This window comes from Streptococcus urinalis 2285-97 (genome assembly GCF_000188055.2).
Taxonomy (GTDB): domain Bacteria; phylum Bacillota; class Bacilli; order Lactobacillales; family Streptococcaceae; genus Streptococcus; species Streptococcus urinalis.
In genome coordinates this window covers 1,610,168-1,622,223 of record NZ_AEUZ02000001.1, presented here as the reverse complement: position 1 = coordinate 1,622,223, position 12,056 = coordinate 1,610,168, and the positions used below count along the sequence as shown (strand labels likewise).

The following is a 12,056-nucleotide window of genomic DNA, read 5'->3' as shown; positions in this document are numbered from 1 at the left end:
GCAAAAAGCCATTTTTAAAGATTAAAAAGTGCTACAATAACAGGAAAGAAAGAATTGAGGGCAAGAGATGACAGATAAAAGACATTTAGATACACTTTTAGCTCAAGCGGGTATTAAATCTGATGAGAGAACGGGTGCTTTAGTAACGCCCATTCATTTTTCAACAACTTATCAACATCCCCAATTTGGTCAATCAACTGGTTTTGATTATACAAGAACAAAAAATCCAACTCGATCTGTCTTAGAGGAGACACTGGCAAAAATAGAAGCAGCTCCTTATGCTTTAGCAACAAGTTCTGGAATGAGTGCAATTGTCTTAGCATTTTCTATTTTTCCTCGGGGTTCAAAAGTGGTTGCTGCGCGTGATTTATATGGTGAATAATATCGTTGGTTTAATGACCAAGAAAATAAAGGACAATTTTATTTTTCCTATTGTCAAAACCAAGAAACATTAATGTCTGAGATTGATGAAAAAACAGATATAGTTTATCTTGAAACCCCTACAAATCCTATGATGGTCGAATTTGATATTAAAAAAATTGTAGAAATCACACATCACAATGGTGCTGTCCTCATTGTCGATAATACTTTTTATAGTCCTGTCTATCAACAACCTATCACATTAGGGGCAGATATTGTCATTCATTCAGCTACCAAATATTTATCTGGTCACAATGATGTCCTAGCTGGTGTGGTCATAGCAAATAATGAAGAAACTTATCAGTCATTATTGTATGAATTGAATACAACTGGTGCGACACTGTCACCTTTTGATTCCTACTTAGTACTAAGAGGATTAAAAACACTTAAATTAAGGATGGAAAGAGCCACTTTTAATGCACAGAAAATTGTTGACTTTTTGAAAAATAATGATGCTATTAATGATGTCATTTATACTGGAAAAGGTGGAATGATTTCTTTTAAAATCAAAGAAATTGAGCATATTCCAGAATTTTTAAATCATCTTAAGATTATTTCATTTGCGGAAAGTCTTGGTGGTGTAGAAAGTTTAATCACATACCCAGCGACACAAACACATGCTGATATTCCAAAAGAAATGAGAGAATCCTATGGTTTGACGGATGATTTATTGAGATTGTCTGTAGGGATTGAAGATGTAGATGACTTAATTAATGATTTAAAACAAGCATTACAAGCTTAGGAGGAACCTAATGACAGAATATGATTTTACGACGAGACCAAATAGACTTAATCAACACTCCATTAAATGGAAAACAAGTGAACAGGACCCTGATTTATTACAACTATGGATAGCAGATATGGATTTTGAACCCTTACCTGAATTAAGACAAGCAATTATTGATTATGGTGAAAATCATATCTTTGGCTATAATTATCCTAGTGATGACCTCTATAAAGCTATTATTAACTGGGAAAAAACGAATCATCAATACCTTATCAAACAAGAAGATATCGTTTTGATTGAAGGTGTCGTTCCAGCTTTATCTATTGCCATTCAGTCATATACTCGTTAAGGAGATGCTGTTCTCATTAATACACCTGTCTATCCACCATTTGCTAGAAGTATTTCATTAAATAATCGTCAACTTGTAACGAATAGTTTAGTCAATAAAGATAATCAATATCAGATTGATTTTGAACAACTGGAAAATGATATTGTTGAAAATGATGTAAAGCTATACATTTTATGTAATCCACATAATCCGGGCTCTAGAGTTTGGACTGAAACAGAATTAAAAAAAATAGGAGAACTTTGTCAAAAATATAACATTATTTTAGTCTCTGATGAAATTCATCAAGATTTGACACTCTTTGGCAATAAACATCATTCTTTCAATACTGTAGATGAAAGCTTTAAACACTTTTCATTAGTATTATCGTCAGCAACAAAAACTTTTAATATCGCAGGAACAAAAAATAGTTTTGCTATCATCGAAAATAAAGAACTACGAGACACATTTAAAAGACAACAACTTAAAAATAATCAACACGAAATACCAACTATAGGATTAATAACGACTCAAGTTGCCTATGAATCAGGTCAAGAATGGTTAAATCAACTAAAGAAAGTTTTGGAAAAGAACAGTCAATTTGTCTATGATTATTTAAATGCCGAAACCAACATAAAGGTGATGAAACCACAAGGAACTTATTTACTTTGGCTAGATTTTTCTGCTTATGGTCTGGATGTTTCAAAAGTTGATAAATTATTAAAAGAAGAAGCTAAAGTTGTTCTAAATAATGGCATTACTTTTGGAAATGAAGGTAAATTATTCTTTAGATTAAATGTGGCGACTCCTTATGATACTGTCAAAGAAGCTTGTCAAAGAATAGCTAAGACGTTTAATAATCTTGACATCAAGTAAAAATTACCAAGCTATTTTTAAGAAATTTTGATATAATGGATAAAATAATAATAAAGGAAGTATTGAAACATGGGAAAATTTCAAGTTATTTCACATCCATTGATCCAACATAAGTTGTCTATCTTAAGACGTCAAGACACTTCAACTAAAGATTTTCGTGAGTTAGTCAATGAAATTGCTATGTTGATGGGTTATGAAGTATCGCGTGACTTACCATTAGAAGATGTTGAAATTCAAACGCCAGTTGCCAAAACTGTTCAAAAACAATTGGCAGGTAAAAAATTAGCTATCGTTCCTATTTTACGTGCTGGAATTGGTATGGTTGATGGTCTTTTGAGTTTAGTACCTGCTGCAAAAGTTGGTCATATTGGAATGTATCGTAACGAAGAAACACTTGAACCTGTTGAATATCTTGTAAAATTACCAGAAGATATTGATCAACGTCAAATTTTTCTTGTTGACCCAATGCTTGCTACAGGTGGCTCTGCAATCCTAGGTGTTGATTCACTTAAAAAACGTGGTGCTACAAATATTAAATTTGTTTGTCTGGTTGCAGCTCCAGAAGGTGTTAAAAAATTACAAGATGCACATCCTGATATTGACATTTATACAGCAGCCTTAGATGATCATTTAAATGAAAATGGTTATATCGTTCCCGGTCTTGGTGATGCGGGTGATAGATTGTTTGGCACAAAATAATTAATAAAAAACTCCAGACGAATTGGAGTTTTTTATTTGACCTTTTTTGACCAATAGTCTATAATGACAATCAAGAACAATGTATGAATGGAGAATTTTTATGATTCCTGTAGTTATTGAACAAACTAGTCGTGGCGAACGCTCTTATGATATCTATTCTCGCCTGTTAAAAGATCGCATTATCATGTTGACTGGACAAGTAGAAGATAATATGGCAAATTCTATTATTGCTCAACTTCTTTTCTTAGATGCCCAAGATAGTACAAAAGATATTTACCTCTATGTGAATACACCAGGAGGCTCTGTCTCAGCAGGTTTAGCAATAGTTGATACTATGAATTTTATCAAAGCTGATGTCCAAACAATTGTTATGGGTATGGCCGCATCAATGGGTACTATCATTGCATCTAGTGGTACAAAAGGAAAACGATTCATGCTTCCTAATGCAGAATACATGATTCACCAACCAATGGGTGGTACAGGTGGTGGTACACAACAAAGTGATATGGCTATTGCCGCTGAACATTTATTGAAAACACGTAACCGTTTAGAAAAAATTCTTGCTGATAATTCAAAACGTACCTTAAAACAAATTCATAAAGATGCTGAACGTGATTATTGGATGAGTGCAGAAGAAACCTTAACTTATGGTTTCATTGATGAAATTATGGAAAATAATGAATTAAAATAATCATTATGATTACCCTAGTTATCACTAGGGTTTTTTTGTATTGAAGCTTCATTAAGGTTTTTGCTATAATAAGATAAAAAATTGGAGTTTTAATAATGGTTTTTACAAAGTATAAAAAATGATAATGGCGATTGTTCTTATTGTTTTGGCTGTCATTAGTTTTACGATAGTGCCAACTTCAAAACCAGTGACAAATCTAAATGAGCAGACAGTAGAATCTCTTGAAAAGACAAAAGTGACTGCTTTAAAATTGTCAGCTGCTTCAGCAGTAGCCTCTACGGCAATTACTTTGATTCCAGGCGATGTAGGCCAACCTATTGCTGAAAATTTAGCTGATATTAGTGATTATCTTTTGATAGTGGTTGCTTCCATATGGCTTCAAAAATTTTTAATCGGCTTAACTGGCATAATGGCATTCAAATATCTCATACCAAGTGCTCTGTTATTGTTTATTATTTTTTTATTTAAACCAGCACACATTTTTAAGCAACTTGCAGTCAAATTAGCGCTTTTTTCAGTTTTACTCTTTGGTATTGTTCCAGCGAGTGTTAAGTTATCAAATGCTATTGAAAATCAATATCAGACATCAATTCAAAGAACAGTTGACAAAGCAGATTCAGAAGCAGGAAACATAACAAAATCCAAAAACAAATCAACTAGTTACTGGGAAAAATTAAAGAAAAAAGTAACATCAACTTCAGTGTCTCTTAGTAAAAAATTCGAAACTATTTTAAGTAGAATGATTGATGCTGTTGCAGTATTAATTGTAACCACTTGCTTGATCCCTATTTTCGTTTTATTATCATTTATTTGGTTTATCAATATAATATTCAATCTAAATGTAAACCCTAATCTGAAACAATTCTCAATGGTAGGAAAAGGGATTAGAGGATTAAAACATAAAAGACATTTGAGTCATTAAAATGATACAATAAAAACAATTTAGGATATCTAAATTGTTTTTTTAAGATAAAAAAAGGTCATCGTTTCCGATGACCGAGGTTTTACAATGAAAAATAAAATTTTCATCTGGTAATTATTCTAATGGATTTTTAAATAAAATTCAATCAAAAACTGTAAATCAAATAAAATTTTATATTGCTAAGTGTTATCCATTTAAATTCAGTTAAATGCAAAAGAGATGGCATTAAATAATTAGAAATATTGAACAATTTAACTTGAGTGGTATAATAAAAATAAAAAGGACTCAGACATGTCTAATAGATCTTTAGTTATAAAAATAAGTCTATTTCTTAGCTTAGCAATTTTTACACATCAAGGTGTTTATGCTGATACAAGTTTGAGTCCTAGTGTTACCCAAACGACAACTATTTCATCTCAGGTAAGTAGTTCAAGTAATCAAACGCAACCATCCATATCAAATTCATCTGATTATGGTAAAGAAATTTCGCGCAAACAAGATGCATCTGGAAATGTTGTTGTAACCTATCAAAAAAATGATGGAAGTAGTCTTTATGTGACTTATCACACAGACGGATCGGTTTCTACCTTTACAGCAAGTGGGATTGGTATCTTTATTCCTACCACATCTTTTGAGATAAATACCAGTTCAACATCATCGTCTGTTTCATTATCTAGTGAAGAAACGCAATCTAGTATGTCAAGTACAAGGCCATCATCTTCACAAATGTCATCTCGTTTAAATTCTTCCAATCAATCTAAATCTAATCCTAATTCTGAACTGCTAAGTAGTTCAAGTATTGAGAAAAAAACAACTTCTAAGTTTCCAAGTACAGGTGAAGAAAGCCCAACTATCTTAATATTTGCAGGCTATATGAGTTTGATGGTTGTTTTACTTTCATGTATTTTAAGATATCAGAAAGGCTAACTGTTTTTTGTGATGTGTGTCTTTCAATAGTATGATATAATTTATATTAATAAAACCATTTCTAAAATGGAAATTTTCTAGTAAAAAGAGACAGAAACAAGAGAGAGAGAAAAAATGTTTGAAAAGACAAAACGGGTAGGTTTAATCGTCTACCTTTATTATAATCGTGATGCCAGAAAGCTTCAAAAATACGGTGATTTTCATTATCATTCAAGAAAAATGAGGTATATTCTTTTATATCTAAATGAAGATCATTTACAAGAAACAGCTGATGAAATTGCCAAATTAAAATTTGTAAAAGCTGTAAAACCGTCTTATTTTGAAGATATCGACCAGGATTTTGTAGGTATTTTAACCAGATAAAAAGTAGCTTAAAAAGCTACTTTTTTTATTTTTAGTTCTAAAAAAGTAGAAAAATTTAGAATAAAGAAAAAAATTAAAAAAAGTATCGACAATTTTCAGATAATTCTGTATTCTAATAAACATATCAATAAGAGTTTTGGGAGAGAAAAAGATGAATAAACGTTTTCTATTAGCAACAGTTTCACTTTTTAGTGCAGTAACACTTGCTGCATGTAGTTCAGCACCAACAGGATCAAGTAATTCTTCTGGTACTAAAGTTGGCGACACCATAAAAGTAGGGATTAATTTAGAATTAACCGGTGCCGTTTCTGCTTACGGTAATGCTGAGAAAAATGGTGCTCAACTCGCAATTAACGAAATCAATAAAGATGGTGGCGTTAATGGTAAAAAATTAAAAGTTGTTACAAAAGATAACAAATCTGACAATTCTGAAGCTTCTTCTGTTACAACAAGTCTTGCAACTGAAAGTAAAGTTAATGTTATTGTAGGACCAGCAACATCAGGTGCGACTGCAGCAGCACCAAATGCTTCATCAGCTGGTGTTCCATTAATTACACCTTCTGCTACACAAGATGATTTGACACTGACAAGTGACGGTAAAACAAGAAAAGATGTTTTCCGTACCATCTTCGTCGATAGTTATCAAGGTGATGTTTTGTCAAAATATGCAACAGAAAACCTAAAAGCGAAAAAAGTTGTCCTTTTCTATGATAACTCAAGTGATTATGCAAAAGGAATTGCAAAACGCTTTAAGAAAGTCTACAAAGGTGACATTGTTACTGAAGCAACTTTCCAATCAGGTGATACAGATTTTCAATCTGCTTTAACAAAATTTAAAGATAAAGATTATGATGCTATTGTTATGCCAGGTTACTATCAAGAAGCTGGAACTATTATTAAACAAGCACGTGAAATGGGAATTACAGCTCCAATCTTAGGACCTGATGGATTTGCCGATGATAAACTTGTTGAACTTGCAGGAAAATCAAATGTAAATGATGTTTATTACATTTCAGGCTTCTCTAAATCATGCTCTAAAAAAGCCGCAAAATTTGCTTCAGACTATAAAGCAAAATATGGTAGTGAACCATCAATGTTTGCAGCTTTAGCTTATGATTCTGTTTATATGGCAGCTAAGGCTTCTGAAAAAGCAAAAACATCTGCTGATATTTCTGAAAATCTAGCAAATATCAAAAACTTTAAAGGCGTAACTGGTACAATGACAATTGATAAAAAACATAACCCTGTTAAATCTGTCTCTATTGTTGGTTTAACAAATGGTTCTGAATCATCAACAACACCAGTAGAAGCTGACTAATAGGGAATGGCAATATGGGGAAGCTAAGTTTCCCCATATTATTATGTATAAAGATTGGGAGTATATATGATCCAACAACTTGTAAATGGTCTAATCCTAGGAAGTGTTTATGCTTTACTAGCGTTAGGATACACAATGGTTTATGGGATTATCAAATTAATTAACTTTGCCCATGGAGATATCTATATGATGGGGGCATTTATTGGTTATTATATGATTAATACCCTGCATTTAAATTTCTTTGTGACATTAGTTTTAACAATGGTAATTACAGCAACTCTCGGTGTTGTGATTGAATTTTTAGCTTATCGTCCTCTAAGGCACTCTACTAGAATTGCAGCATTAATTACCGCAATTGGGGTATCATTTTTGCTGGAATATACAATGGTATTTTTTGTAGGAGCTGATGCGAGATCTTTTCCACAAGCTTTGAAAGTTGTTAAATATAGTCTTGGTCCAGTTACAGTGACAAATGTTCAGTTGATTATTTTGGTTATTTCAATTTTATTAATGCTTGCGCTTCAATTTATTGTTAAGCAAACAAAAATGGGAAAAGCCATGCGTGCTGTTTCTGTTGATAGTGACGCAGCAGAATTAATGGGAATAAATGTCAACTCAACAATTAGTTTTACATTTGCTTTAGGATCTGCTTTGGCAGGAGATGGTGGCGTCCTCATCGGACTTTATTATAATTCAATAAATCCATTAATGGGAATGACACCAGGGATTAAAGCATTCATTGCCGCAGTATTAGGAGGTATTGGAATTATACCTGGTGCTGCCTTGGGTGGTTTCTTGATTGGTTTGCTGGAAACATTCTCAGTTGCTATTGGACTTTCAAGTTACCGTGATATTGTCGTATATGCTGTTTTAATTATTATCCTACTAATTAGACCAGCTGGACTTCTTGGAAAAAATGTGAAGGAAAAGGTATAAGAGATGAAAAAAAATAGTAAATCCATCTTATCTTGGTTGGTTATCATTGTTGCCATTTTCTTAGTCCTTAACTTACTAATTGGAAAAGGAATCCTTGGACCTTATTATGTTCAAATACTGATGGGAATTGGTATTTCTATTATTATGGCAATGGGGACAAACCTAGTTCTAGGCTATTCTGGACAATTTCCTCTTGGACAAGCTGGTTTTATGGCAATTGGTGCCTATTCTACAGCAATTGTTACTAAAGCTATGCCAACTTATTTAGGATTTTATGTGTCCATGGTACTAGGTATTTTGATTGCAGGTATTATTGCAATTATTGTTGGTTTTCCAACCCTAAGATTAAAAGGAGACTATCTTGCAATTGCAACCCTTGGAATTGCTGAAATTATTCGTATAGCGATTGTAAATGGTGGTGATTTAACAAATGGAGCAGCAGGATTAACAGGTGTCCTTCAATATACAACCTGGCCTGTCGTATATGCATTTGTTGTTTTTATTGCTATTATGATGTTAAATTTCTTAAATAGTCCAGTCGGTAGACAAGTTATTTCAATTCGTGAAGATGAAATTGCCGCAGAATCAATGGGAGTGAATACAACTGTTATTAAGGTAGCAACTTTTGCTTTTGCAGGGATGACAGCAAGTGTTGCAGGATCACTCTATGTTGGCTATATTGGGACTGTCGTGCCAAAGGATTTTACCATCATGCGCTCAATTGATTATCTCATTATTGCAGTATTAGGTGGTTTAGGATCAATGACTGGTACGATTGTTGCTGCACTCGTACTGGGTGGTCTAAATATGTACCTTCAAAACTTCTCAGAAGTGCGTATGATAATCTATTCATTAGCATTGATTTTAGTGATGGTATTTAAACCAGGTGGCTTGTTAGGAACAAAAGAATTATCATTAAGTAAATTATTTGAGAAAAAAACAAAGGAGGTCAACTAAATGGCACTTCTTGAAGTCAAAAATGTAACCAAAAATTTTGGTGGACTAACAGCAGTTGGTGATGTCACTATGGAGTTGAATCCTGGTGAATTAGTTGGACTTATCGGACCAAATGGTGCAGGTAAAACAACTCTTTTCAATCTTTTAACTGGTGTTTATGTTCCTACGGAAGGAACGATTACTCTAGATGGAACAGTTTTAAATGGAAAATCACCTTATAAAATTGCTGCACTAGGACTTTCTAGAACATTCCAAAACATTCGCCTTTTCAAATCAATGTCAGTGTTAGATAATGTTTTGTTAGGCATGAATAATCATCATAAAATGCATGTTTTTTCAAGCTTACTTAGGTTACCGAATCATTATAAAAGTGAAGATGAACTTGTAAAAAAAGCTCTAGAACTTTTAAAAATCTTTGATCTTGATCAATATGCAGATACTTTGGTCAAAAATTTACCTTATGGAAAGCAGCGTCGTTTAGAGATTGTTCGTGCACTTGCTACAGAACCCAAAATTCTCTTTTTAGATGAGCCAGCAGCTGGAATGAATCCGCAAGAAACAGCAGAATTGACAGCACTAATTCGTCAAATTAAAGAAGATTTTGGCATCACAGTTATTCTAATTGAGCATGATATGAGTCTTGTTATGGAAGTAACAGAGCGTATTTACGTTCTTGAGTATGGTCGTCTCATTGCGCATGGGACTCCAAAAGAAATTAAAACGAATAAACGTGTAATTGAAGCCTATCTTGGAGGTGAGTAGGGATGAGTATGTTAAAAGTTGAAAATTTATCCATTTCTTATGGTGCCATAGAGGCTGTCCGAAACGTTTCGTTTGAAGTTAATCAAGGTGAAGTTGTTACGCTTATTGGTGCAAATGGTGCTGGAAAAACGTCAATTCTTAGAACAATTTCTGGCTTAGTTAAACCAAGTAGTGGAACTATTTCCTTTTTAGATCAGGAGATTCAAAAAGTACCTGCGAGGAAAATTGTTTCAAAAGGCTTATCTCAAGTTCTCGAAGGACGACATGTTTTTTCAGGCTTATCAGTATTAGAAAATCTTGAAATGGGAGCATTTTTACAAAAAGATAGAGATGAGAATCAAAAAATGTTATCTCATATTTTTAGTCGTTTCCCAAGACTTGAAGAACGTAAAAATCAAGGTGCTGCAACTTTATCAGGCGGAGAACAGCAAATGCTGGCAATGAGACGCGCCTTAATGAGTAAACCAAAATTACTTTTGCTGGATGAGCCTTCAATGGGTCTAGCGCCTATTTTCATTCAGGAGATTTTTGATATTATTCAAGACATTCAAAAACAAGGCACTACGGTTTTGCTGATTGAACAAAATGCGAATAAGGCCTTATCTATAGCTGATAGAGGTTATGTTCTTGAGACTGGTAAAATTGTTTTATCTGGTAGTGGTAGTGACTTACTAGCTTCAGATGAAGTTCGTAAAGCTTATTTAGGTGGTTAAAAAGTCTTGTAAAAGGAGTCAAAATGGCAGTAAAAGATTTTATGACTAAAAAGGTTGTTTATGTTTCACCGGAAACTAGTGTTGCACATGCGGCTGATATTATGAGAGATCAAGGATTAAGACGGTTACCAGTAGTTGAAAATGATCATTTGGTTGGTCTAGTTACTGAAGGAACAATGGCGGATGCAACACCATCAAAAGCAACTAGACTTTCGATTTATGAAATGAATTATCTTCTCAATAAAACGAAAATTAGAAATATTATGATTCGTGAAGTTATCACCATTTCACCTTATGCTCGATTAGAAGATGCTATCTATAAAATGATGAAACATAAAGTTGGTGTTTTACCAGTAGTTGAAAATGACCAAGTCTATGGTATTATCACTGATAGAGATGTTTTTAAAGTCTTTTTACAAGTTTCTGGATATGGTGAAGAAGGGACACGTGTTATCGTTGAAACAGAAGACACCATAGGGGTCTTAGCAAAAGTCGCAGATATTATTTCTAAAGAAAATGTCAATATTTATAGAACAGTTGTCGCAACTCGAAAAACAGGTAAGGTTGTTATCGAGATTCAATTGGATGGTAAAGTTGAACCAAAACAGTTAAGAGAAAAACTTGAACAAGAACATATCTTAGTAGAATCTATAGAACAAACAGAAGCAAAAGCAGACTTATAAAAGAACATGACTAAAGAGATTTAGTCGTGTTTTTTTAGTGAATTTTTGGTAAAATAAAGAAGTATATATTAAAAAAAAGTTTGGAAGTAACGATGCGTTTAGGGAAATTGATTACCTTTGAGGGGCCAGATGGTGCAGGAAAGACAAGTGTTTTAGAAGCCATAATCCCAATTATTTCACAACATCAGAAACAAGATATTGTTATCAGTCGAGAACCTGGTGGTGTTCAAATCTCTGAAAAAATTAGAGATATTATTTTAGATATTCATCACACACAAATGGATGACAAGACAGAACTCTTACTTTATATCGCAGCTAGACGTCAGCATATGGTGGAAAAAGTATTTCCAGCATTAGATAAAGGACAATTAGTCTTCATGGATCGTTTTATTGATAGTTCAGTTGCTTACCAAGGATTTGGTAGAGGTTTAGATGTTGAAGCAATTAATTGGTTAAATCAATATGCTACTGATAATCGAAAACCTGATTTAACTTTTTTCTTTGATGTTCCCTCAGAAATTGGTTTAAAACGGATTTCGTTAAGTGATGATAGAGAAGTGAATCGTCTTGACCTTGAAAAATTAGAAATGCACCAAAAAGTTAGAGAAGGTTATCAAGAACTTGCTCAAAAAGAAAGTCAACGGATAAAGAAAATTGATGCTACGAAACCTTTTGAACAGGTCATTCAAGATGTTCTTGATATATTACTTCCCTATTTAGAAAGTAATAAAATTTAG

At 33.1% G+C, this 12,056-nt stretch carries 12 protein-coding genes and 2 pseudogenes; all 14 read left to right on the top strand.

Annotation, left to right across the window (positions count from 1 at the left end):
- The first annotated feature begins 67 nt into the window (after positions 1-67).
- The 14 genes and pseudogenes from STRUR_RS08295 to tmk all read left to right on the top strand — a co-directional run bounded on the left by STRUR_RS08295 (position 68) and on the right by tmk (position 12,056).
- A pseudogene (locus tag STRUR_RS08295) lies at positions 68-1,162 on the top strand (cystathionine gamma-synthase).
- 10 nt (positions 1,163-1,172) lie between these two features.
- Positions 1,173-2,348 (top strand): annotated as a pseudogene (locus STRUR_RS11355) (MalY/PatB family protein).
- Positions 2,349-2,417: 69 nt separating this feature from the next.
- A complete protein-coding gene (gene upp / locus STRUR_RS08280) occupies positions 2,418-3,047 on the top strand; it encodes a uracil phosphoribosyltransferase (protein ID WP_006739076.1) in 630 nt (209 codons plus the stop codon).
- 100 nt (positions 3,048-3,147) lie between these two features.
- Positions 3,148-3,738, top strand: coding sequence for an ATP-dependent Clp protease proteolytic subunit (locus STRUR_RS08275; protein ID WP_006738636.1), 591 nt, complete (start codon positions 3,148-3,150; stop codon positions 3,736-3,738).
- A 124-nt stretch (positions 3,739-3,862) separates the two neighbouring features.
- Positions 3,863-4,660 carry a hypothetical protein gene (locus STRUR_RS08270; RefSeq protein WP_006739760.1) on the top strand — a complete coding sequence of 266 codons (798 nt, stop codon included), beginning with the start codon at positions 3,863-3,865 and terminating at the stop codon, positions 4,658-4,660.
- Between the two features lie 291 nt (positions 4,661-4,951).
- A complete protein-coding gene (locus STRUR_RS08265; protein ID WP_006739846.1) occupies positions 4,952-5,587 on the top strand; it encodes a hypothetical protein in 636 nt (211 codons plus the stop codon).
- Between the two features lie 114 nt (positions 5,588-5,701).
- Positions 5,702-5,950 carry a DUF2129 domain-containing protein gene (locus STRUR_RS08260; RefSeq protein WP_006739380.1) on the top strand — a complete coding sequence of 83 codons (249 nt, stop codon included), beginning with the start codon at positions 5,702-5,704 and terminating at the stop codon, positions 5,948-5,950.
- Positions 5,951-6,101: 151 nt separating this feature from the next.
- Positions 6,102-7,268: an ABC transporter substrate-binding protein gene (locus tag STRUR_RS08255; RefSeq protein WP_006738514.1), complete on the top strand. Its 1,167-nt coding sequence runs from the start codon at positions 6,102-6,104 to the stop codon at positions 7,266-7,268.
- A 66-nt stretch (positions 7,269-7,334) separates the two neighbouring features.
- Positions 7,335-8,204, top strand: coding sequence for a branched-chain amino acid ABC transporter permease (locus STRUR_RS08250; protein ID WP_006740055.1), 870 nt, complete (start codon positions 7,335-7,337; stop codon positions 8,202-8,204).
- A gap of 3 nt (positions 8,205-8,207) precedes the next feature.
- A complete protein-coding gene (locus STRUR_RS08245; RefSeq protein ID WP_006740171.1) occupies positions 8,208-9,161 on the top strand; it encodes a branched-chain amino acid ABC transporter permease in 954 nt (317 codons plus the stop codon).
- Positions 9,162-9,923: an ABC transporter ATP-binding protein gene (locus STRUR_RS08240; protein ID WP_006739567.1), complete on the top strand. Its 762-nt coding sequence runs from the start codon at positions 9,162-9,164 to the stop codon at positions 9,921-9,923. It begins immediately after the preceding gene.
- Between the two features lie 2 nt (positions 9,924-9,925).
- Complete coding sequence (locus STRUR_RS08235; protein ID WP_006740276.1) at positions 9,926-10,636, top strand: ABC transporter ATP-binding protein; 711 nt, start codon at positions 9,926-9,928, stop codon at positions 10,634-10,636.
- Positions 10,637-10,659: 23 nt separating this feature from the next.
- Positions 10,660-11,319, top strand: a complete 660-nt coding sequence (locus STRUR_RS08230; RefSeq protein WP_006739671.1) for a CBS domain-containing protein — start codon at positions 10,660-10,662, stop codon at positions 11,317-11,319.
- A gap of 92 nt (positions 11,320-11,411) precedes the next feature.
- Positions 11,412-12,056: a dTMP kinase gene (gene tmk, locus STRUR_RS08225; protein ID WP_006739355.1), complete on the top strand. Its 645-nt coding sequence runs from the start codon at positions 11,412-11,414 to the stop codon at positions 12,054-12,056.